The 22,577-nt window shown below is 73.0% G+C and carries 17 protein-coding genes; 8 read left to right on the top strand and 9 right to left on the bottom strand.

The window, feature by feature from the left end; translation table 11 throughout:
• Positions 1 to 193: 193 nt before the first annotated feature.
• The 3 genes from AB852_RS04065 to AB852_RS04055 form a co-directional block, all read right to left on the bottom strand.
• Positions 194 to 667, bottom strand: coding sequence for an ATP-binding protein (locus AB852_RS04065; RefSeq protein ID WP_073783594.1), 474 nt, complete (start codon positions 665 to 667; stop codon positions 194 to 196).
• A 724-nt stretch (positions 668 to 1,391) separates the two neighbouring features.
• On the bottom strand, positions 1,392 to 1,904 hold the full coding sequence (locus AB852_RS04060) for an EF-hand domain-containing protein (protein ID WP_073783592.1): 513 nt from the start codon (positions 1,902 to 1,904) through the stop codon (positions 1,392 to 1,394).
• A 259-nt stretch (positions 1,905 to 2,163) separates the two neighbouring features.
• Positions 2,164 to 2,544, bottom strand: a complete 381-nt coding sequence (locus tag AB852_RS04055; protein ID WP_073785374.1) for an STAS domain-containing protein — start codon at positions 2,542 to 2,544, stop codon at positions 2,164 to 2,166.
• Between the two features lie 453 nt (positions 2,545 to 2,997).
• Between AB852_RS04055 and AB852_RS04050 the strand changes: the two genes are divergently transcribed.
• Positions 2,998 to 3,570, top strand: a complete 573-nt coding sequence (locus AB852_RS04050) for a sigma-70 family RNA polymerase sigma factor (RefSeq protein WP_073783590.1) — start codon at positions 2,998 to 3,000, stop codon at positions 3,568 to 3,570.
• Entirely contained in the window at positions 3,567 to 5,051 is a 1,485-nt protein-coding gene (locus AB852_RS04045; protein WP_073783588.1) for a maleylpyruvate isomerase mycothiol-dependent enzyme family protein, read from the top strand. Before AB852_RS04050 ends, AB852_RS04045 begins: the two co-directional genes overlap by 4 nt.
• A gap of 149 nt (positions 5,052 to 5,200) precedes the next feature.
• Here the strand turns inward: AB852_RS04045 and purU are convergent, their stop codons facing one another.
• Positions 5,201 to 6,073: a formyltetrahydrofolate deformylase gene (purU, locus tag AB852_RS04040; RefSeq protein WP_073785372.1), complete on the bottom strand. Its 873-nt coding sequence runs from the start codon at positions 6,071 to 6,073 to the stop codon at positions 5,201 to 5,203.
• Between the two features lie 112 nt (positions 6,074 to 6,185).
• Entirely contained in the window at positions 6,186 to 6,686 is a 501-nt protein-coding gene (locus AB852_RS04035; RefSeq protein ID WP_073785370.1) for an SCO4402 family protein, read from the bottom strand.
• Positions 6,687 to 6,804: 118 nt separating this feature from the next.
• Between AB852_RS04035 and AB852_RS04030 the strand changes: the two genes are divergently transcribed.
• Positions 6,805 to 8,187: an ABC transporter substrate-binding protein gene (locus AB852_RS04030; protein ID WP_073783586.1), complete on the top strand. Its 1,383-nt coding sequence runs from the start codon at positions 6,805 to 6,807 to the stop codon at positions 8,185 to 8,187.
• A gap of 216 nt (positions 8,188 to 8,403) precedes the next feature.
• Here AB852_RS04030 and AB852_RS04025 read toward each other — a convergent pair whose 3' ends face one another.
• Together AB852_RS04025 and AB852_RS04020 are read right to left on the bottom strand one after the other, a co-directional pair.
• Entirely contained in the window at positions 8,404 to 10,722 is a 2,319-nt protein-coding gene (locus AB852_RS04025) for a hypothetical protein (RefSeq protein ID WP_143201171.1), read from the bottom strand.
• Positions 10,723 to 11,164: 442 nt separating this feature from the next.
• The gene (locus tag AB852_RS04020; RefSeq protein WP_073783584.1) at positions 11,165 to 12,550 is read right to left on the bottom strand and encodes an NsdA family TPR-like regulatory protein; all 1,386 of its coding nucleotides are present in this window, start codon (positions 12,548 to 12,550) and stop codon (positions 11,165 to 11,167) included.
• Positions 12,551 to 12,905: 355 nt separating this feature from the next.
• Between AB852_RS04020 and AB852_RS04015 the strand changes: the two genes are divergently transcribed.
• Both AB852_RS04015 and AB852_RS04010 read left to right on the top strand, forming a co-directional pair.
• Complete coding sequence (locus tag AB852_RS04015) at positions 12,906 to 13,565, top strand: bifunctional DNA primase/polymerase (RefSeq protein ID WP_073783582.1); 660 nt, start codon at positions 12,906 to 12,908, stop codon at positions 13,563 to 13,565.
• A gap of 790 nt (positions 13,566 to 14,355) precedes the next feature.
• Positions 14,356 to 15,771 carry a PAS domain-containing protein gene (locus tag AB852_RS04010; RefSeq protein WP_073783580.1) on the top strand — a complete coding sequence of 472 codons (1,416 nt, stop codon included), beginning with the start codon at positions 14,356 to 14,358 and terminating at the stop codon, positions 15,769 to 15,771.
• Between the two features lie 166 nt (positions 15,772 to 15,937).
• On the opposite strand, the gene AB852_RS04005 is transcribed toward AB852_RS04010, so the two are convergent.
• A complete protein-coding gene (locus tag AB852_RS04005; protein WP_079184270.1) occupies positions 15,938 to 16,768 on the bottom strand; it encodes an SIS domain-containing protein in 831 nt (276 codons plus the stop codon).
• A 418-nt stretch (positions 16,769 to 17,186) separates the two neighbouring features.
• Between AB852_RS04005 and AB852_RS04000 the strand changes: the two genes are divergently transcribed.
• Together AB852_RS04000 and AB852_RS03995 are read left to right on the top strand one after the other, a co-directional pair.
• On the top strand, positions 17,187 to 17,879 hold the full coding sequence (locus tag AB852_RS04000) for an iron-dependent transcriptional repressor DtxR (protein ID WP_073783578.1): 693 nt from the start codon (positions 17,187 to 17,189) through the stop codon (positions 17,877 to 17,879).
• A gap of 1,225 nt (positions 17,880 to 19,104) precedes the next feature.
• A complete protein-coding gene (locus AB852_RS03995; RefSeq protein ID WP_073783576.1) occupies positions 19,105 to 19,962 on the top strand; it encodes an alpha/beta fold hydrolase in 858 nt (285 codons plus the stop codon).
• Between the two features lie 325 nt (positions 19,963 to 20,287).
• On the opposite strand, the gene pdxH is transcribed toward AB852_RS03995, so the two are convergent.
• Positions 20,288 to 20,929 carry a pyridoxamine 5'-phosphate oxidase gene (gene pdxH / locus AB852_RS03990; protein ID WP_073785366.1) on the bottom strand — a complete coding sequence of 214 codons (642 nt, stop codon included), beginning with the start codon at positions 20,927 to 20,929 and terminating at the stop codon, positions 20,288 to 20,290.
• A 476-nt stretch (positions 20,930 to 21,405) separates the two neighbouring features.
• On the opposite strand from pdxH, the gene AB852_RS03985 reads away from it, so the two are divergent.
• Positions 21,406 to 22,518 (top strand): citrate synthase 2, encoded by a 1,113-nt coding sequence (locus AB852_RS03985; protein ID WP_073783574.1) that lies wholly within the window; start codon positions 21,406 to 21,408, stop codon positions 22,516 to 22,518.
• Positions 22,519 to 22,577: the final 59 nt, after the last annotated feature.

Below are 22,577 nucleotides of genomic sequence, written 5' to 3'. Positions count from 1 at the left end.
CGGTCCCCGACCCTGTGGATAACTCCCAACGACCCACTGCCGCCTGCCCTCTGACACCTGGCGCCGCCCACCGCCGACAGACGGCAGACGGCAGACGGCAGACGGCAGACGGCGATCAGGTGGATCAGCGAGCCGGACGGGCCCGACAGATCGGGCCCGACAGACAGGTCAACAGGTCAGACAGCTCAACAGGTCAGACAGGCCGGACCGCTTCGTAGGTGAAACCGAAACCGTTCCGGAGCGAGTTGCCCGCCCCGGAGCGGTCCACCTCGCACCAGATCCGCTTGCCCGACCCCTCGCGCTGCCAGCCCCACCGGTCGGCGAGCCCGTCGACGAGTTCGAGGCCACGTCCGCCCGTCTCGTCGCCCTCGGCGTGCCGGGGACGCGGTGGCCGCGCACAGGAGTCGGCCACCTCCACCCGGACGGTCTCGGGCTCGGTCTCCGCGTCCGGACCGCGTCCGGACAGCAGGATGCGCAGCACAGCGGGGCATCCGGTGTGCACGACGGCGTTGGTGACCAGCTCCGACACCAGCAGGATGAGGGTCTCGGCCAACGGCTCGTCCGCCGCTATGCCCGAACCGGCGAGCCGTGACCGCGCCCACCTCCGGGCCCGCCCCACCTCCGAGGGGTCAGGCCGGACTTCCAACTGCACCTGAAGCACCTGCACCGCTCACACCATCCGAACCGGCGGACACATCGCCTCGCGCCTCCCAAGGGTCACGGAACGTGATCCCCTTACGAAACAGCATGGTTGACGTACAGTCACCCCAACAAGCGCTTCGGGCATATTCCAGCGCGAAGGAGTACGCGTGCGGCATACTGTGCGACGCTCGCCGGAGGGGGTCGAACAAGAGGGCGTGAGACCGCCCCTTGTGCGAGGAACGGGACACAACACCAGGTCCGGCGCCGCCTCAGAGGCAACACCGGAACGACTCGGCCACAGGTCCGCTCGCATCTCACACAAGGTACCGGAGCCGACACCTGTCCCGGCATCGCGACGAGTCATACGCAGGACACAACCCGGTATCGACACTGCGTGACCCCTGTGCGTACGCCACGCAGCACGCTTCCGCTCCCGCCAACACGCAGAGTGAACCCTTCCCCTTCGCCTCCATGGCCCCCGCGACAGGCCATGCGCCTACGGGGGCGCGGCGACGCGGGGTTCGGAACGACACCGGTCGAGGGCATGGCTCTTGGCCCGGCACATGTCCAACTCGGCACTCGCGCCGGGATGTCACTGTCCAGGTCGGCTCAACGCCCGCGCTGCGGTGGGGTGATCGATCCCGGGGCCGGTTTGCCCGGAGGCGTCTCTCGGACGCCTCCTGACGCGTTCAGCCGGGCCGGAAGGGCGTGTTTGCCCCCGGGAAGCTCGGAAGGCAGGTGCGGCCCGGCTACTCCGGGACCGTGAAGTAGCGGGCGAAGGCCGTGACGACCTCCCGCTCGGTGATCCGGCCGTCCGCGTCCTGGTCGAGCGCCTCCGCGACGGCCTTGGCGGACGCCTCTGCCACGCCCAGGCAACGCAGCGCCCGCACGACCTCGTGCACGGTGGTGGCGCCGTCCGCGTCGGTGTCCGCGACGGCGAGGGCCGCGTGCAGGAAGGGCCGGGCGATCTCCGCGAAGCCCTCCGGGTTGTCCCGCAGCCGCTTGACCGCGCTGTTCACGAACTCCCCGCGCGTGATGCGCTGGTCACCGTCCCGGTCGGCGATCCCCGCCATGCCCTGCCAGAACGCCTCGGCACCGATGTACAGGGCCTGCCCCTTGTCGCACCGCGCGGGCGTGCCGAACTCGGTGAGCAGGGTCTTGGCCGCGGAGCTGAAGTCCTCGCGGTCGATGTAGCCGTTGCCGTCCTGGTCGAAAGTGGCGAACCGGGCGGCGATCCTGCGCTCGTTCTCGGTGCTGACCATGGGTTATCGGGCCGCCTCACGTTACGGGTTGCGGTTGCTTCCGATCGGGAGCGTACGTCCTCGGCGGTGCCGCCGGGCCGGGAACCCGTCGCTTGTGGCAAGACCGTGGGGTTTGCGGTACGGCACGTACGGCGGCCACCGCGGACGGTCATGGAGACGGCTACCGCGCGCGCGGGCACACCTCTTAGGCGACGCGCACACCACGTCGTCCCGGTACGCACCGACGCGCACACCACGTCGTCCCGTACCGGGGCGGGCGCTACGCGGACAGCGGCTGCGTCCGCTCGCTGACGGCCGACTCGACGTCCGGGTACACGTCGAAGAGGCGACGGACGCCGAGCGCCGCGAGCACACGGTTGACGTGCGAGCCGTCGACGGCCCCGCGCGCGGGGAGCGTCAGCCGCAGCCGTCCTTGACAGGACCGGATGAGGCGCCGTGTCGCGATCAGCACACCCACTCCGCTGGAATCGCAGAAGAACACGTCGGAGAGATCGAGCACGAGAGCGTGCCGCCCCTCCGCCACCACGTCGCGCACCCGCTGCCGCAGCACCGGCGACGTCAACAAGTCCAACTCGCCCGACACCCGCAGCACGGCCCAGTCGCCCTGCTCCTCCTCGGTCACCCTGAACGCCACGCCCAGCCCTTCGTCCGCCGAAACCCGCCCCATGTCCGGAACTCCCCGACGTGCGGCCTCGTTCCCTCTGTGACACGACCGACGGACCGAACAGACCACCGGCACATGCCCCGGACCGCGTCCACCTTCACGCACCTAACCGGAAGCGGTTCCTACGATTTCATGGCGCGACTGCCCGATAGCGCCTCCATGAAACACATGTATTCAGATCGTGAAGAGAAGTATTCGACCTGTCACGATCACATTCGGACACTTGCAATCAACGTCCGGCAAGACCCCGCGACAAGGGCCGAAAAACCCCCTGGACCGGGCCACCATCTGCGGATTTACAGGAAATCTCATAGAGCAAAGGGGCATGCGCGACCCCTCCGGCCGACTACATTCGGGGGTGCGGTGCGGAGATATCCCGCCCGCGACGACAACGCAGGGCGCCGGGCACGACCGTGGTGAGGGGACGGTATGGCGAAGGACACTCCGCCGCGCTGGGACCGGAAGATGCAGCAGCGGCTGGGGCGCGGCGAAGCGGCCGCGCTCGGCGAGCTGTACGACCGGTTCGCGTCCCTGGTGCACGGTCTCGCCCATCGCGTCCTCGGGGACCAGCAGGGCGCCGACCGGATCACCCGTGAGGTCTTCACGCACGTGTGGGAGCACCCCGACTCCTACGACCCCAAGCAGGGCCCGCTGCGCACCTGGATCGCCGCCCTGACCCACCGGTTCGCCGTCGAGCGGCTGCGGCGGGCCGGGACCGCCGCCCTCGCCGACGGCAGCAGCGGCGGCACCGACGATCTGGAGCGCAAGGTGCGCCACGCGTCGGCGACGGCCCGCGCGGACTACATCGTCGCGTCCATGCCCCAGCCTCTGCGCACCGCCCTTGAGCAGGCGTATTTCCAGCGCCGGGACTACCACCAGACGGCCGCCGAGCTCGGGGTCACGGCCGACGAGGCCCGCCGAAGACTCCGGCTCGGCCTGCAACTCCTGGCCACCGCCCATGACACCTCGGGCACCCCACCCGAACCGGGGAGCACCTTGTGAACGACCCGGAGCGGCCCGCCCCCCACGCCGGCCCCGGCGACCGCCACCGCGCCCACGACGACCAGGACGGCACAGCGGTGGACGGCGGTGACGGCGGTCCCCGGGACGGCTCCGCGGCACCCGGCACCGACGCCCCACGCCCACTCGGCACGGGCCCCGACCCCGACCCCGACCCCGACCCCGACCCCGACGGGCGGACGTCCGCCCCACGCGCACCGTCCCCACGCACCCGCGCCGGAACGGCCGCCCCGCCCCCGCCCGGCGCGCCGCCGACGGAACAGGACACCCCCGAGCGGCACCCCGCACACCCCGCGTCCCCCGAGGCACCCGCGTCGTCCGGACCGCCGACGCACGGCGTCCTGAAGTCGCTCCTGGGCGCGTGGGCGCTCAGCGCGTGCTCACCCGGGGAGACGGCCGCCGTCGAGCGGCATCTGGGCGAGTGCGGGCTGTGTGCCGCGGAGGCACTGCGGCTGCGGGACGCCGTGCGGCTGCTGCACCCCGCGGAGACGCTGGACCTCGACCCGGGGCTGCGTACCCGGGTCCTCGACAGCTGTCTGGGCCGACGTCCGCCGCGTATCCCGGTGCCCGGGTGGGCCACGCCCTACGACGCGGAGACGGCCCGGCTCGACGCGCTCCTCCAGGACTTCGGGGACGCCGAGTGGCAGACGCCCGTCCGGCTGCGCTGGTACGAGGACTCGCGGCCCCACAGCCGCGGGACCACCGTCGCGGGGGTCATCGCGCATCTGCTGACCGTGGACGGTCTGGTGGCGGGCGCGCTCGGGCTGGCCGACCCGCTGCACGCGCGCGTGCGCGCCGCCGGGAGCGCCGAAGGCCCGGCCGGGCCCGCCGCGCGCACCGAGGCGTACTGGGCCGCCCTGCTCGACCCGCCCACGCGCGAGGTCCGCACCCCGTGGCGCGATCAGAGCCACGCGCTGGTGCGGACGGTGGCGTTCGCCGCCGGGGACGCCGCCCACGCGGCCGGATCCGGTCTGCTCCCCGTGTCGTACGGGGACTTCGAGCTGCCGTTGCGGGACGCCATGGTGGACCGCGCCTTCGAGTGCTGGGTGCACGCCACGGACATCGCCGAGGCCGTCGACTACCCGTACGGGCCTCCGGCCCCGCGCCATCTGACCCGGCTGATCGAGCTCGGCGCCCGGTTGCTGCCCACGGCGCTCGCCGCACGGCGTCGCGCGGGGCTCGCGTCCCCGCCCCGGCGGCTGGGCGAGGTGGGTGCCCCGGGGCGCAGTCTGCGACTGGAGATCGAGGGCGCGGGCGGCGGCGACTGGTACATCCCGCTGGACTCACCGGCGGCCCTCGGCTCCGCGGACCACGAGGTCGCCCACATAGCGCTGGACGGCACGGAGTTCTGCCGGCTGGCCGCCGGACATGTCTCCCCGGAGGAGGCGGCCGCGGGCCAGAAGGGCGACAAGGAGGCCATCAGGGAGGTCCTGGCCGCCGCGGCGGCCCTCAGCCGTCTCTGAGCCCGCCCCGTCCCGTCCAGGGCGCCAGGAAGGCCGTGGGCGCCCCCGGGGGCCGGGGGACAGGCCGTGGGCGCCCCGGAGCTCGCCGGGAGCACCGGGAGGGACCGGGGAACACCGGGCTCAGGGGGTCAGGGGTCAGGGGTCAGGGGTCAGGGGAAGACGACCGTGCGGCGTCCGTTCAGGAGGATGCGCCGCTCGGCGTGCCACTTCACCGCGCGGGCGAGCGCCTGGCACTCCACGTCGCGGCCGGTCGCCACGAGCTGGTCCGGGGTGACCCCGTGGCCCACCCGCTCGACCTCCTGCTCGATGATCGGACCCTCGTCGAGATCGGCGGTCACGTAGTGCGCGGTCGCCCCGATCAGCTTCACCCCGCGCGCGTGGGCCTGGTGGTACGGCTTGGCGCCCTTGAAGCTCGGCAGGAACGAGTGGTGGATGTTGATGATCCGGCCGTTGAGCTGCTTGCACAGATCGTCGGAGAGCACCTGCATGTAACGGGCGAGGACGACCAGCTCGACCCCCTCCGCACGGACCAGCTCCAGCAGTTCCGCCTCGGCCTGCGGCTTGTTGTCCCGGGTGACGGGGATGTGGCGGAACGGGACGTCGTAGGAGGCGACGAGTTCCGCGAAGTCGGTGTGGTTGGACACCACCGCGACGATCTCCACCGGCAGCGCGCCGGTACGCGCGCGGAACAGCAGGTCGTTCAGGCAGTGCCCGAACCTGCTGACCATGAGGACGACCCGCATCCGGTCGTCGGCGCGGTCGAGCTGCCAGTCCATCTGGAAGGAGTCGCCGACGGCCGCGAAGCTCGCCCGCAGCTTGTCGACGGTCACCGGGGCCTCCGCCGAGAAGTGCACCCGCATGAAGAACAGGCCGGTGTCGTGGTCCCCGAACTGCTGGCTGTCCTCGATGTTGCATCCGGTCATGAACAGAAAGCTGGAGACGGCGTGCACGATGCCCTGCTTGTCAGGGCACGACAACGTGAGGACGTACTGATCGGCGGGGGCTGTGGCCTGCTCACTCATGCCGAACAGGGTCCCATACCGCATCCCCCGCGCGCGGGCGCCGGACCGCCGGCTTCCGGGGGGCGCGCGCTCACGCGGGCGCCGGGCGGTCTCAAGCGGGTGCGGGGCGGTCTCAGGCGGTGCGGGTCATGATCCGCAGCACCTCAAGGGTCCGCGGCGGCTGGTCCGGGTCCTCGCCGTCACTCGTCGCGAGCCGTACATGGGCCTCGCGCGCGGCGTGCACGGCCTCCGGCCACCCCGGGTGCTCCAGATACGCGGAGACGGCCGCGTCGGGCCCCACCTGGTGCATGATCTTCAGCACCCGCAGGACGGCGGCGTCGACAAGGGCGGCCTCGTCGGAGTCCCGGAAGATCGTCCCCACGTACTTCTCCGCGGACCAGTTGTCGAGCCAGGTGTCCTCGACGAGCCGGTACACGGCGTCGGTCACATCCCCGTAGCCGGTGTGACCGGCGAGCCAGCAGTCGTGCTGGAAACCCGGGTCGGAGAGCATGTGCAGCGCGGAACGCACGTTGCTGCGCCAGCGCCACCACGGCATGTCGTTGAGTGGCATGCCGCCCATGGTGGAGGAGCGGCGGCCACGACGGGAAGGGTTCTCCGGACCTTGCACGGTCACCGATCGTACGTTCACCGGCCGGACGCTCCGCACGCTCCCCCTCAATTCACCTCCCCGCCGTCCGCCGTTGTCCCCTCGCCACTCGGGGGTTGGGAATGCGGCGCGAGGGTGCGGAACCATGACCGGTCGGCGACGCAAGCGCATCGATTCCCCCGCTCCGACCCGCCGTACCTGGGCGGAACGGCCCCCCGAACGCGCGGGGGCGGCCACCGCGTCCCCAGGGCCCCGGGGCGCGCGCGGCGTCCGGACCCGGCCGGTCGCGCTGTCCGCGGCCGCCCTCACGGTCTGCGGCGCGCTCGCCGCCGCCTGCGGTGTGATGCCCGGCACATCGGCGCCGTCCGCTTCCACCATCAAGGTCATGACCTGGGCGCCGGAGAACACCAGGGCCACCAACATGCCGGGGATGCCGGCGACGGCACGCGCGTACGCGCGCTGGGTGAACGCGGGCGGCGGTATCGACGGCCGCGATCTCCAGGTCGTCACCTGCAACGACACCAACGACTCCAGCGGCGCGAGGGACTGCGCGCAGCGGGCGGTGGACGAGGGCGTCGTCGCCGTCGTCGGCTCGTACAGCCAGTTCGGCCGCGCCACCCTCCCGACGCTGGAAGCGGCGGGCATCCCGTTCATCGGCGGCTACGGCGTCACCCCGATCGAGTTCACCAGCCCGGCGTCGTACCCGGTGCACGGCGGGCAGCCCGCGCTGATGGCCGGACTGGGACGCCAGCTCGCGGACCGGTGCGCCCAGGTGACGCTGGTCCGGCCCGACACCACCGCGGGTGACGCGCTCCCGCCGCAGATCGATGCCGGGCTCGCCGCCGGACGACGGGGCCCGGTGGACGATGTGCGCGCCCCGGAGGACGCGTCCGAGTACACCGCCGAGGCCCGGAGATCACTGACCCGGGCCCGTACGGAACCCGGGACCGGGAACTGTGTGGCCGCCGCGCTCGGGGAACGCACCCACACGTTCTTCGACTCGTTCCGCCGGATCCGCGCCGGGCACACGCCGGTGCGCGTCGGTTCCGTGATCGGCAGCGTGGACCAGTCCGTCGTGGACCGCGCGGGCGGCGCCTCGGGGCCGTACGAGGGGGCCCTGATCTCGGCGTGGTACCCGGTGGCCACGGACCGGCGCTGGGGGACGATGCGCGAGGTGATCAGGGAGCACGCGTTCGAGGACAACCGCGTCGACCCCACGGACGCGGGGGCGCAGACCACCTGGGTCGCCTACACCGTGCTGAAGCAGGTCGTGGAGTCCCTGGACGGCGGCGAGGTGTCCGCCCGGACCGTGCGCCGTGCCCTCGACGGAGGTCTCACGGTGGGGACGGGCGGTCTGACCCCGCCCCTGCGCTGGCGGTTCGAGGACCTGCTCGCGATGAACGACCATCCGAGGATCGTGAACGCGGACGTCACCTTCCAGACCGTCCGCGACGGCCGGCTCGTGGCGGCGCGACGGGGGTTCGTGAACGTCTCCGACACGCTGGAGCACTCCGGCCGACCGGGGTGAGCGGCCCTTGGCGAACACCCCTCGGTGGGCCTCCGCCGCGCCCGCCGGATCGCCACCCGGACGGAACGAGACGCTGTGCGGGCCGCTGCGGGCCTTCCGCGCCCGGCTGCTGACAGGTTGGGTGTTGGGCGGCCCGCGGGGCCCGTACGGGCCGTCCAGGCGCCTTCCCGGGGGCCTGGACAGGGTCTCGCCGCCCCGGGAGACCGGCCGCCGGGGTCAGAGCTGGGTGGGCTGGCGGGGTGTCAGGCTGTACTTCTTCGCGATGGTGTTCCAGAGCGCGGACGCCTCACGCTTGGCCTTCGTGGCCTCGCCGCTGGCCCGGTTGCCCGCCCCGGCCTCCTTGGTCTGACGGGCCTTGCCCTTACGGCAGCCCCGGTCCGAGTCGACCCGCGCGGCCCAGTCGGCGTAGTGCTCGTCGGCCTTCGCCGACGCCTCCCAGGCCGTGTTCAGCGCGGAGCCGAGCCGGGCGTGCTGGGGCAGTTCACCGATCGGGAGTTCGGCGAGCCGGGTCACGAGGCCGCGGCGCTGGTCGGCGGCGTCCCGCAGATCGTCGCCCGCGTCGTCCAGGTTCTTGCACCGTCCGATGTCCGCGACGGCGCTGATCACGGTCGCGCGGCTGCCGCCGCTGTCCGCGAGCAGCTTGTCGAGTCCCTCGGCCTGCTGCCGCGCCGTGTCCTTCGGGCTGTCGGACGGCGACGGCCCGGTCTCCTCCGGCGCGCTCTCCTCCGGCACGGGTTCCGTCGCGGACACGGGCGCGCTGCCCTTGTCCTTCTTCTCGTCCCCTCCGCCGAGCAGGGTGCCCGCACCGACGCCGACGACGACCAGCCCCACACCGAGGGCGGCGAACAACGGCACCTTCTTGTTCTTGCGGCCGGAGTCACCGCCGCGCCCGGAGCGCGCGTCGCGGCGGTTCGCGGCACGGCCCTGGTGCGGGCCCGCCGCGCGCGGGGGGCCCGCCATGTGCGCCATGCCCGGGGCGTGGTGCGCGGGGGCGGGACGCGGCCCGGGGGCGGGAGGCGGTGCCTGGGCGGCGTTCTGCTCGTCGCTGCGGAAGAGGGCGTCGAACTCGGACGGCGGCGGGCGCTCACCCGGGGCGCCCGGGCGTATCCCGTAGGGCGCGCTCGTCGGCGTCGGCGGCACCTGCGGCAGATGCTGGGTGGGCGCGCTGTGCACGTCCGGCGCCGCGCCGCCTCCCGCGCGCGGGACGGTGCCCAGGTAGTGCGTCTGATCGACGGCGGGGGACGCCGGACCGGGGGCGGCGGGTGCCTGCCCGCGCGGGGCGGGGCCGGGCCGGGCGGGACCGGGTATCTCGGGGGGCAGGGCGCCCGGCAGTACGGGCGGGATCACCTGGGTCGCGCCGTCGTGGTCGGGCAGCGGGCCCGGGGTGGCGGGTACCGGCGGGATGATCCGCGTGGCCTCGGCGTCGCTGCCGTGCGCGGCGTGCGCCCCGGGACGGCCCGGAGCGGGCGGGGCCGGCGCGCGGCCGGGCGCGGGCGGCACCGGCGGTATGAGCTGGGTCGCCTGCGCGTCGGGCCCGTCGAGCGGGGCGGCGCCGATCGGCGGGATCAGCTCGGTCGGCGACTCGGCCACGGACGGCGGCCCGGCGTGCGCGCCGGACGGCCCGGGCGGTATCGGCGGCAGGTACTGCGTGGCCGGGGCGTCGCCGCCCGCGGCCGGGGGGAACGCGGCATGTGTGCCGTGCGCGGGCCCGGCGGGCACCGGCGGGATCATCCGGGTGGCCTCGGCGTCCGGGTCCGGGCCCCCGACAGGCGGTAGAGGGCCCGCCGAGGGCGCGCGATGGGCACCACGGCCCTGCGGGGGCGGCGGAGGGTACCCGTAACCGTTCTGCGCCCCGTAGGAGCCCGTGGCGGGCTGCTGCGGCGGCGCGGGCGGACCGGGCGGGCCTCCCCAGCCCTGCCCGGCGGGCGGCGCGGGAACGGCGGGCGGGAGCTGCTGCGCCCCGGGATCGCCCCAGTGCCCCTGCTGGGCGCCGTGGTGACCCTCCTGAGCGGGCAGGCCCGCGTCATTCCCGTGCCCTTGATGCGGCTGCTGCGCCTGATGCCCCGACTGGTGCGGAGCCTGCTGGTACTGCGGGGTCTGCTGATACTGCGGGGCCTGCTGATACTGCTGGCCGTGCTGGCCCTGTTGGTATTGCTGGCCGTGGTGCTGCTGACCTTGGTGGTGCTGCTGGCCCTGCTGGTAATGCTGCTGACCCTGCTGATGCTGATTCTGCTGGTACGGCGGGTGTTCCTGGTGCGACTGGTGCGGCAGATGCCCCCCGTACCCCTGCGGAGCCTGGTGGTTGTGGTGACCCTGCGAGCCCTGGTGACCGTGCGGCGCCTGGTGACCGTGCGGCGCCTGCTGGCCGTGCTGGCCGTGCTGGTCCTGCCAGGAGGTGGTGTCGGGCTGCGGCGCGTGGTGGCCCACGGCCGGCGGCAGGAGCGGTGCGCTTCCGTCGGCGGGGAGCACGATGCCCTCACGGGGCTGCCGTGCCGGGGAGGGATGCGCGTCCTCGCCCTGTCCGCTCTGCGTCACCGGGAACTCCTACGAATGGGGGAACTTCGGAACAGACGGTTCACGCTACCGGGTGCCCGGACCACCGTGCCACGTGGCTCGAAGTGGCCCCCTCCCCGTACTTCGCGAAGTATCACAACCTCCTTGCGGAACACCGTCAGCCCCCTGACACAGCCGGAGTTGACACCGGGTCCGGGTACGGAACGCCTGGTCCGCGGGGACTGGCGGCGCCGCGCGCGAGGACGTCGGGACGGGCCGTCGCACGGCCGGGGGGCACCGCGCCGACGGGTCACGGAAGCGGCCCCCGGGGAGCACCCGTGAGCCGCTTCCGTGACCCGTCTCACGCCGCGCGGTGGATCAGCGGGACGTGCGTCCGTCGTTCTCTTCCGCCGTCTCCGTCTCTTCCGCCGTCTCCGTCAGGCGTCTCGTCCGTTGGATGTCCTTCCGGCAGGCGTCTCCTCCGTCAGGCCGCGGCCTGGAGTTCGAGGCGGGCGCCGAACTCCCGTACCACCGGCTCGTCGCGGAACGGTTCGAGCCGTTGCTGGAAGTCGTCGAGGTACTCGGCACCGCGGTTGGACCGCAGGGTGCCCAGCAGTTCGACGGCGCTCAGACCCGTGTGGCACGCCTGCTCGATCTCGCGCTGCTGCACCTGGGCGCTGGCGAGCAGCACCATGCCGATCGCCCGCCTTCGCGCGCGGGTCTGCGGGTGTTTGTCGAGTGCCTCCTGTGCGGTGCGGGCGGCGGCCTCGGACTGGCCGAGGTCGCGGTGGCAGTGGGCGAGTTCGTCCGCGAGGTACGCCTCGTCGAAGTGGGCGATCCACACGGGGTCGTCGCCGGTGGCGGAGTCGGCGCGTTCCATCGCGGAGACCGCGCGGCCGGTTGCCGCCTGGGCGGACCGGGTGTCCCCGAGGAGGGCGTGGCCCCGGGCCTCGGCGGCGTGGAACATGGCCTCCGCGCGTGGGGTGACCCGTCCGCGCGCGCCCTCCTGTGCGGCGCGGGCGAGCTGGGCGATCTCGCGCGGGTTGCCGAGCTGGGCGGCCAGATGGCTCATGGAGGCCGCCAGCACATAACCGCCGTATCCCCGGTCGCCAGCGCCCTGGGCGAGGCGCAGCGCCTGGATGTAGTAGCGCTGGGCGAGGCCGGGCTGGCCGGTGTCGACGGCCATGTAGCCCGCGAGTTCCGTCAACCGGGCGACCGCCGCGAACAGTTCACGCCCGATCGCCTCCCGGTACGAGCCGGCGAGCAGCCCGGAGACGACGCTGTTGAGGTAGTGGACGACGACGGGCCTGACGTGTCCGCTGCCGTACTGGTGGTCGAGGTCGACCAAGGCCTGGGTCATCGCCTTGACGGCGGCCACGTCGGAGGCGCCCACGCGGGGGCCCGCCTGGCGTGCCACCTGGGCGTCGGGGGTGGAGATGAGCCAGTCCCTGCTGGGTTCGACCAGCGCGGACGCGGCCACCGACGAGCCCGACAGGAAGTCCCTGCGGCCCACGTCGCTGCGCCACAGTTCGCAGACCTGCTCGATGGCGCCGAGCACGGTGGGCGAGAACTGGAGGCCGACGCCGGAGGCGAGGTTCTTGCCGTTGGCCATGCCGATCTCGTCGATCGTGACCGTACGGCCCAGTTTGCGGCCCAGGGCCTCGGCGATGATCGCGGGTGCCCGGCCCCGTGGCTGCTGGCCTCGCAGCCAGCGGGCGACGGACGTCTTGTCGTAACGCAGGTCGAGGCCGTGTTCCGCGCCGCACATGTTGACGCGGCGGGCCAGCCCCGCGTTGGAGCACGCGGCTTCCTGGATGAGCGCTTGCAGCCGTTCGTTCGGCTGCCGCGCGACGAGTGGCCGTGCGGCCATGACGTAAACCCCCTGTGGCTGCGGCGTTCGCCAGACCGCCGCCTCGTCGTGTCTGGGTCGTGTCCGGGTCATGTCTGAATCGCGTCCGATTTGAGTTGCTTCGCACTGTTCGGTCGCCGATCACGGCGGCTTCTCGCAGATCAATGCCCCGGCGACAAACGGAAGATGCGGGACATACGAGAAATGCCGGGGTAACAGCCGGTAGTCCGCCCCTACCCTGGTTACCCACAGCCGCGGCTCGACCCTCCGCGCGCCCCTGTCAGTGCATCCATGCGCCCCATGTGCGGGTTCGATGCACCGTGCCCGCGCGCGTGGAGGGCCGTAACCCCGACAGAAAGCGAGAGTTGAGAAGCACGTGGAAGAGACCATCGGAGTCACATCGGCCGCCCAGATCCCCAAGCAGCGTGGGGACGCCCTCCCGGACACCGCGGCGCGGTACGCCGAGGAGCGGCACTGGGACGTGTTCCCCGGTACGTGCATGGAGACCGTGGACGGGGTCCCCCGATGCTCGTGCGGCGACACCGGTTGCGCCGAGCCCGGCGCCCATCCCGCGCGCGAGGACTGGGCGACCCAGGCCACGGGCAGCGCGACCGTGGCACGCCGGCTCTGGGCGAAGCAGGCGACGGCGTCGATCCTGATGCCCACGGGCCGCACCTTCGACGCGATCGATGTGCCCGAGACGGCCGGGTTCCTCGCCCTGGCGCGAATGGAGCGGATGGAACTCACCCTCGGCCCGGTGACCTGCACCCCGGACCGGCGGATGCAGTTCTTCGTGCTGCCGGGTGCCGCCGCCAAGGTCCCCGACCTGGTCCGCAAGCTCGGCTGGCCGCCCGCCTCGCTCGACCTGGTGACCCTGGGCGAGGGGGCCTATGTGGCCGCCCCGCCGACCCGGTTCGGCACCAAGGGCGCCGTCCAGTGGGCGTGCCGTCCCACCGCGGCCAATCGCTGGCTGCCCGACGCGGAGGAGATCGTGAGCCCGTTGGCGTACGCCTGCGGCCGGGAGGCCCGTCGATAGGGCGCCGGTGCGCCGTTGCACGAGGAGCGGGCCGTCCTTCCGCCGGACGGCCGGACAGGACTCCGTACGGATCGGCCCCGGACGGCCTCCCGCGCGCGGACCAGCGGCGCGCGGAGGTGTCCGGGGCCGTGGGCTTTCGTGGGCCGGGTGCAGGGCGCGGCCTGGGCCGCGGTACTGCCGTGCGCGGGGCACCGCGTCGTACGGAACCGCGTCGTACGGGGCACCTCGTCGTGCGGGGGACCTGCCGTCGATCGCGGGGCCGGGCCGTCAGAACCGCGGGCGGCCGGTGAACGCGGACAGCAGACGACCCGCAGGCCGTGGTTCCGGCCGCGCGAGGCGGCGGGAAGCCGGCCGGACGGTTACCGGCGGCCTGCGGGTCGGGTGACTGCTGGGATTGGGCCGGCTGCGCGCTCTCACGCGCGGGTCCGGCACCGCACTAGGTGTGGTGACGAGCGCTAGCCCGCAGCCACCTCACTCGTCCGGTAATCACTCATGCTCCGAACCACCTCCCTTCTGTGTACGACCGACCATAGGCACCCTCCCGCGCGCGTTCAACGGGTTTTCCGCGGAATACGGCGCGGCCCTCCCGGCAGCCGGACGAGATGTGCGCCCCCATGCGCCCACCAGCGCGAAAGCACGGCCGGGAGCAGCAGGCCATTTCCCTCCGGCGGCTGTTTCGGTGAAGACTGTGTGTGCTGGGTCACGCTGGAGTTGAATGGCCTGGAGCGGTAACGCAACACCTACGTACTACGGCGCATTACTGGCGGTACTGGCGGACAGGGGGTGCCAGGTGAGTGCTTCCCGGCGTAGTGGGACCACCGACGAGATCGGACCGCCCGAGCCCGAACGGGACGGCTCCGATCTGCTCGCCGCGCTGCTCGACGGCATGGACGCGGCACTCTGCGCGTTCGACGCGGACGGTGTCGTCACCCATTGGAACCGCGAGGCGGAACGCGTCCTCGGCTGGACGGCCGCCGAGGCCGTCGGCCGCCGGGGTCTCTCCGGCTGGGCGGTGCGCCCCGGTGACGCCGCCGAGGTGGAGGGACGGCTGCTGACGGCGATGCACGCGCAGGGCCGTCAGGTGCATGAGTTCGCGCTGGTCACCAAGGACGGCGGCCGGGTCCTCGTGCGCGTCCAGTCGGCGGCCGTGCGCGGCGCGGACGGCAAGCCCGCCGGGCTGTACTGCGCGTTCAGCGAGGTGCACGCGCAGATCGATCTGGAACGGTCCATCGCGCTGAGCGAGGCGCTGTTCGAGGACGCCGCGTGGGGGGTCGTCCTCGTCGACGCCGATCTGCGGCCCGCCGTGGTGAACGCGCATGCCGCGCAGGCCCTGGGAAGCGGTCGTACGAGCCTGCTGGGCCGTCCCCTCGGTGATCTGCTCACCCAGGGCGTGGAGGAGCTGGAGGGCGCCCTCGCGCACGTCCTCGCGGAAGGTCCGCCACCCACGCCGACCGATCTGTGGGTGAGTGTCAGGCTGCCCGGCGGTGACACCCGGCGGTGCTGGCGCAGCGGCTTCGTCCGGTTGTCCTCGCCCCTCGCGGAGGAACCGGTTCCGCTGGGGGTCGCGTGGCTGTTCCAGGACGTCACCGAGTCCAAGCAGACCGAGCAGGACGCCGCACAGCTGCGGTTCCGGGTGAATCAGCTGCATCGCGCGGCGCGTGCCGCCGCCGAGTGCGAGGACCCCGCCGAGGCGGTGAGCGTACAGCTGGACTTCTCGCTCGCCGGATTCGCCGACAACGCGGTGCTGGACCTGGTCGTCCGGGACCCCGCGAGCGGCGCTCCCCCACGGGAGGACTCTCCCGACGGCACCCCGGTACGTCTGGTGCGGGCCCTCGCGACACCGTCCGGGACGCCCGGCCCGAGCCTCGACCGGTACCGCACCGCGCTCCCCGCGCGGTACGCGGCGGCGCATCCCGCGCTCCAGAGCGTGGAACGCACCAGTTCGGTACGGGCGAGCGCGCCGGCCGGGGCTCCGGAACGGGCCCCGGAGTGGGCCGCGGCCCGGCAGTGGCCCGAGGACACCGTGCACGCCCTGTGCTCGGTGCTGCGCAGCCGGGGCCGCACGCTCGGGGTGGTGACGTTCCTGCGCGCGGGGAGCCGGCCCCAGTTCGAGCGGATGGACGCGACGTACGCGGAGAGCATCGCCTCGCGGATCGCCGCGGCGCTGGACCTGGCCGGGATCGGCACGGACCCGCCGCGGACCTGACGGCCCTGACGGCCCGGTCGGACGCGCACGAGCACCACGCGCGCGTGCGGCACGGGCCACCCCGCGCGCGTACGCATCGAAACCGTCCCGCGCGCGGAGCGAGCGCTTCACGCGCGCGGGGCGACGGTTCGACCGTGGTGGTGTCACCGCTGGTGGAGCTCCGGCGTCACCGCTGGTAGAAGATCCGGTCCCGGTACTCGGCCATCACCCGGCGGTTCCACTCATGACCGCCGTCGACGTTCCCGGAGCGCAGCAAGGGGGGCTCGATCCCGCGCTCCGCCAGTGCGCCGGCCGCCGTCGCCAGCACGGACTGGAGGAGCGCGCTGGTGACCACCGTGGAGGCCGGGGCGAACGGGGCCTCGATGCCGTCGTGGGTCAGTTCCGCGTCCCCGACCGGGATACGGCTGTCCAGGACGATGTCGCAGTGGTCCTTGAGGTAGGTGCCCGAGGAGTGCCGTGAACCGGTCTCCGTGGCGTAGGCGACGGAGGTCACCCCGATGACCTTGACGCCACGCGCGCGGGCGCTCATGGCCATCTCGACGGGCAGGGCGTTGCGTCCCGACAGCGAGATGACGAAGAGGACGTCACCGGCCCTGAGCGGGCTGGTCTCCAGGACCACCGTGGCGAGGCCGTCGACGCGTTCCAGGGCGGAGCCGAGGGTGGCGGGCATGACATCGACGCCGACGACCCCCGGGACCGTCAGCAGGTTCATCAGGGCGAGGCCGCCCGCGCGGTAGACGACGTCCTGGGCGGCGAGCGAGGAGTGTCCCGCGCCGAACGCGAAGAGCCGCCCGCCGTCGGCGACGGTGTCCGCGAGGAGGGCCCCGGCGGCGGCGATCTCGGGCGCGTCCTGGTCACGGACCTGCTGGAGCAGTCCGATGGCCGCGTCGAAGAACCGGTCGGACAGCTTGCTCCCGGCCCCCGCCGCGTGGCCCCCCGCGCCGTCCGCCGGCCCGCCCCCGGCCTGGTCTGCCGCTCCGGACCTGCTGTCGCTCATCGCCGATTCCCCTTCGTCCGCGGTCGTCGTCACCGCGCGGGAACCGTGCGACCACCGCGCGCGGGAGTGCGTCCACCTCGCGCGATGTGCCGCGTGGGTGAGGTGGACGGGCCCGCGCGGGGGCGTTCCCGCGCGCGTGTCGCGGATCACGGTGCGGTCTGGACCACTGCGCTGTCAATACGCTCACCGACCGCCGCGCAGTACGCTCGGTGAACCGTCCCGCAGTTCGTTCACGTACCGGTCCGAGGTTCCTGGCGCCGGCGCGCGGGACCGGGCGCACCGGACGCGGAATCCGGCGGGCCGCATCAGCTGTTCTGCGGGTAGGCCCGGTTGTCAGCGCCATGCGTCAGAATTGGGGCCAGGGGCCAGCGCACTCGCTAGTGCGGCACTAGCAAAGCCGAACGAGGGGCACGTACGAATGTCCGGACTGATCGACACCACGGAGATGTATCTCCGCACCATCCTCGAACTCGAAGAGGAAGGTGTGGTCCCTATGCGCGCCCGTATCGCGGAGCGCCTGGATCAGAGCGGCCCGACGGTGAGCCAGACGGTCGCGCGCATGGAGCGTGACGGTCTGGTGTCGGTCGCCAGCGACCGGCATCTTGAGCTGACCGAGGAGGGCCGCAGGCTCGCCACGCGGGTGATGCGCAAGCACCGGCTCGCGGAATGCCTGCTGGTCGATGTGATCGGCCTGGAGTGGGAGCAGGTCCACGCGGAGGCGTGCCGCTGGGAGCACGTGATGAGCGAGGCGGTGGAGCGGCGGGTGCTGGAGCTGCTGCGGCACCCCACGGAGTCCCCGTACGGCAACCCGATCCCCGGGCTGGAGGAGCTGGGCGAGAAGGAGAGCGCCGACCCGTTCCTCGACGAGGGCATGGTCTCCCTCGCCGATCTGGACCCGGGCAGCGACGGCAAGACGGTCGTCGTGCGCCGGATCGGGGAGCCGATCCAGACCGACGCGCAGCTGATGTACACATTGCGCCGGGCCGGGGTGCAGCCCGGGTCCGTCGTCAGTGTCACGGAGTCGGCGGGCGGGGTGCTCGTCGGCAGCGGGGGCGAGGCCGCGGAGCTGGAGACCGAGGTGGCGAGCCACGTCTTCGTCGCCAAGCGGTAGGCGAGCCACGTCTTCGTCGCCAAGCGGTAGCCGTCGGGAATCGCCGGACGGTTCCCCCCGGACGACCGGAGGGGTCCCGTCCGGCAGCTGGCCCCCTCCGCACCTCGGCGCGCTCGGTCGAGGTGGGCGGACAGGAGCCCTTGTGCTGCCCCGAACCGCCCCGGGGCCTGTCCGTCCCCTCGCACCCGCGGCACCCCGCCCCGCACCAGCGGTGCGCGGGTCCCGTGAATGGGCCCCGCCGGGTGTCTGAACAGCCTCTGCCGGGCGGCGGCCGAGAGGCCACCGAAGCGACGTTCACGCTCGGCCCCACGCCCCCGTCGATCCAGCGCCGCCCGGCGGCATCGATGAGCGGCCACAGTCCCGCCGTACGGCGCGGGTATCGGTTCACCGCACATGTGACGGGCGCCCGTCACCGCTCCGGCGGACGTACCGAGCACGAGGTCCGCCCGCTCCGACAGGTCGCGGCCGGGCGCCGCCCGCCCCGGCCACCGGATGCAGAGGCCCCGCACCCGGCCGCGCGGTGGGACCACTGAGGCAACTCCACACGGGAGGGGGACAGTTGGCTTTCCCGTGCGGACCGGATTCGGGATTCTGTGCGTGGAATCGCAGCGGCCGCCCCGATCCCGTGCCAGGCTGTGCGAGAGGCATATGACTCGAAGGCTCTGGGCCGCGTGGAGCGGTCCGGCCGCTCGGCCGGGGAGGGGCGGGCGATGCGCTGCGAACACCAGGCGAGGCATCACCGGCACGACGGGAACGGCGCACCTCGCACGAGCGCCGACACCGGCACGGACAAGGCCCGCCGACGGGCCGGGACCGACCATCCCGGCCGCCGACGACACGTATGGGGCCCCGGCGCCTCACGGCGCCGGGGCCCGGTCCTCCCCTTCGCCGACCCGGAGCCCCGAGCTCCCAGGGTCAGCCCCTTCGGACCGTCTTCCCCGAGCGGCCCGCCCCTCGGGAAAGATCTCCCCAGGGTGGGATCGGCCAACCCTCGGACACCGTCACCCGAACGAGCGGTGTTGATGGCCAGAACCCCGTTTTCGAATGAAGGTTCGATAACCTGAACCATGCGAGAGCGCCGCACCGGGGCGGCCCACGCGCGCGGTGAGGCGCCGTGGCCACACACCCCGGCGACACGTTCCCCAGCGGACCGGAGCAGCACATCGAGACCCGGAAGAGCCCGCGACCAGCCAATGAGCCGACGAGTGAGGGGGGTGCCGTAGCAATGGCCACGCGCATCGAAGTGACCGGGGCGGACGGCGTACACCTGACCGCCTGGGACTTCGCCGACCCGCCCAAACCAGGGCGGTCGCGCGAGCCGGGCGTGCTGTTGCTGCACGGTCTGATGGGCCGCGCGTCCCACTGGGCGGGCACGGCCCGCTGGCTGGGCGAGCGGCACCGCGCGGTCGCCGTCGACCAGCGGGGCCACGGCCGCAGCGACAAGCCTGCCGACGGCCCGTACGACCGCGAGGCGTACGTGGCGGACGCCGTGGCCACCCTCGAACAGCTCGATCTGGCACCCGCCGTGCTGATCGGCCACTCCATGGGCGCGCTCACCGCCTGGCAGGTCGCCGCGCGCCGCCCCGACCTGGTGCGGGCGCTGATCCTGTGCGACATGCGCGCCTCGGCTTACGGGGCGGCCTCCCAGCGCGAGTGGGAGGACTGGTTCCGCGCGTGGCCGCTGCCGTTCGCCACCCTGGCCGACGTGCACAAGTGGTTCGGCGAGGACGACCCCTGGGCGGAACGCCCCAACCCCGCGCGGGGCGCGTTCTACGCGGAGGTGATGGCCGAGTCCCCCGACGGCTGGCGTCCGGTGTTCGACCCCGAACAGATGCTGCGCTCCCGCGAGGCATGGGTGCACAACGCGCACTGGGACGAGCTGGCGCAGGTCCGGTGCCCGACCCTGGTCCTGCGCGGGCTGGACGGCGAGCTGGGCCGCGCGGAGGCGCAGGAGATGGTGCGGGTGCTTCCCCGCGGGCAGTACGCCGAGGTGGCCGACGCGGGCCATCTCGTGCACTACGACCAGCCGGAGGCATGGCGTACGGCGATCGAGCCTTTCCTGGAGGGAGCCCTGACGGGGTGACACCCCGCCGGGTGCCGGAGCGTCCGCGAACCCGCGCGCGTGGGGAGGACGGCCAGTGATCCGGCGGGGTGAGGTCGTACGGTCCAGGACGCCTCCGGGTGCCCGAAGGCGTCCTGGACCGTGCCGACGGCGGCACCGCGACCCGCACGTCCGGTGGGGTGCCCCGAGCTGTCCAGCACGTCCTGCCGGGTCCGAACTCCCCACGAGCCGCGCGGTGCCCGCACGGTCCGGTTCCGTTCTGTTCGCAAGCGCCGGGGAGTTCTGGACCTTCCCAGCAGGTCACGGAACCGGTCGACAGGGCCGTCAGGAGTCCTCGGCGGCCCTCTCAGGGGCTCAGCCGCTCCACACGCCACCCGGGGCCGTCGGGCTCGCGAACGTAGCGCAGACGGTCATGGAGGCGGTTCTCGCGGCCCTGCCAGAACTCGACGGTCCGCGGAACGACCCGGAAACCGCCCCAGTGCGGGGGCACGGGCACCTGCTCGCCCTCCGGATAGCGGGCGGCCAGCTCCTCGTACGCCGTGTCCAGCTCGGTGCGGGACGTGACGACCGTGGACTGCGCGCTCGCCCAGGCGCCCAGCTGCGAGCCGTGCGGACGGGTGCGGAAATAGGCCGCCGTCTCGTCGCGGCCGGTCCGTGCGGCCGTGCCCGTGACCAGGACCTGGCGGGCCATGGGGTGCCAGGGGAACAGCAGCGCCACCTGGGGGTTCTCGGCGAGGTCACGGGCCTTGCGGGAGCCGTAGTTGGTGTAGAAGACGAAGCCCTCGTCGTCGTACCGCTTGAGCAGGACCGTACGGGAGCTGGGGCGGCCCCCGGCGTCCGCCGTCGAGACGACCATGGCGTTGGGCTCGTAGAGCGAGCCCTCGTCGGCGGTGCGGACCGCGTCCCTGAACCAGCGCGCGAACTGCTCCATGGGACGGGCGGCCAGCTCGCCCTCGGCAAGACCCTCGGCACGGTAGTGCTCGCGCATCGCGGCCGGGTTCGGATGATCGAAGGAGTCGCGGTTCACGCCGTCATCCTGCCGTACGGCCGTCCCGGGAACGATGCCGAGGCGGCGCCCCGGACGCGGGCACCGAGGACCCGTACCGGGTGCCGCGCGGGTGATCGTCACACGGAGTAGCGCATGGCACTCAGTGCCGCGAACTCTCCCATTTGGTGGCACTGAGGGGTAGTGTCCTGCTTCCGGACCGGTTGAACGACCGCCCCAGCGGGGCATCACCGAGGTGACGGTCCGGTCCGTGGTGCCCGCGTCAGGGGCGGCGCCCACGGAACGGCGGCCCCCCGACGGTGGTCCGTCGTCGGCACCTCCACCAGTACCTCCATAGCGCGCGGGGACCCGTCACCATCCGTCCCCACTTCCTGTTCCCCCCTCACGACCGTCACGCGCGGTCACCCACCACGGGGTGTCCGCGACTGTCCGTCGTCCATCACATGAGGAGCCGCCTGATGTCCGATTTCGTACCCGGACTCGAAGGAGTCGTCGCGTTCGAGACGGAGATCGCCGAACCGGACAAGGAGGGCGGCGCCCTCCGCTACCGGGGCGTCGACATCGAGGATCTCGTGGGACACGTGTCCTTCGGCAACGTCTGGGGACTGCTCGTCGACGGCGCGTTCAACCCCGGACTCCCGGCGGCCGAGCCGTTCCCCATTCCCGTCCACTCCGGTGACATCCGTGTCGACGTCCAGTCGGCGCTGGCCATGCTCGCACCGGTGTGGGGGCTGAAGCCGCTGCTGGACATCGACGAGGAGCAGGCCCGCGAGGACCTCGCGCGCGCCGCCGTCATGGCGCTGTCGTACGTCGCGCAGTCCGCGCGCGGACAAGGCCACCCCATGGTGCCGCAGAGTGAGATCGACAAGGCCCACTCCGTGGTCGAACGGTTCATGGTCCGCTGGCGGGGCGAGCCGGACCCCAAGCACGTCGCCGCGGTCGACGCGTACTGGACCTCGGCCGCCGAGCACGGGATGAACGCGTCGACGTTCACCGCGCGGGTGATCGCTTCCACCGGCGCCGATGTCGCCGCCGCGCTGTCGGGCGCGGTGGGCGCCATGTCCGGCCCGCTGCACGGCGGGGCGCCGTCACGGGTCCTCGGCATGATCGAGGAGATCGAGCGGACCGGGGACGCGCAGGCGTACGTCCGGCGGACCCTCGACAAGGGCGAGCGGCTGATGGGCTTCGGCCACCGGGTCTACCGCGCGGAGGACCCCCGCGCGCGGGTGCTGCGACGCACCGCGCGGGAGCTGGGCGCGCCCCGGTTCGAGGTCGCGGAGGCCCTGGAGAACGCGGCCCTGGCGGAACTGCACGCCCGTCGCCCGGACCGGGTACTGGCCACGAACGTCGAGTTCTGGGCCGCGATCGTGCTGGACTTCGCGGAGGTCCCGGCGCATATGTTCACGTCGATGTTCACGTGCGCGCGGACCGCCGGGTGGTCGGCGCACATCCTGGAACAGAAGCGCACGGGACGGCTGGTACGGCCTTCGGCACGATACGTGGGCCCCGGCACGCGCGACCCGAAGTCGATCGAGGGGTACACGGACATCGCCGCGCCGGGTACGTCCTGAAGCGGGACGTCGTGAACCGGTGCCTCGTCAGCGGACAGGACTCGTCCGGACGCTGACCT

This window comes from Streptomyces uncialis (genome assembly GCF_001905345.1).
Taxonomy (GTDB): Bacteria; Actinomycetota; Actinomycetes; order Streptomycetales; family Streptomycetaceae; genus Streptomyces; species Streptomyces uncialis.
The sequence above is the reverse complement of the archived record's forward strand: the minus strand, read 5'-3'. Positions and strand labels throughout refer to the sequence as shown.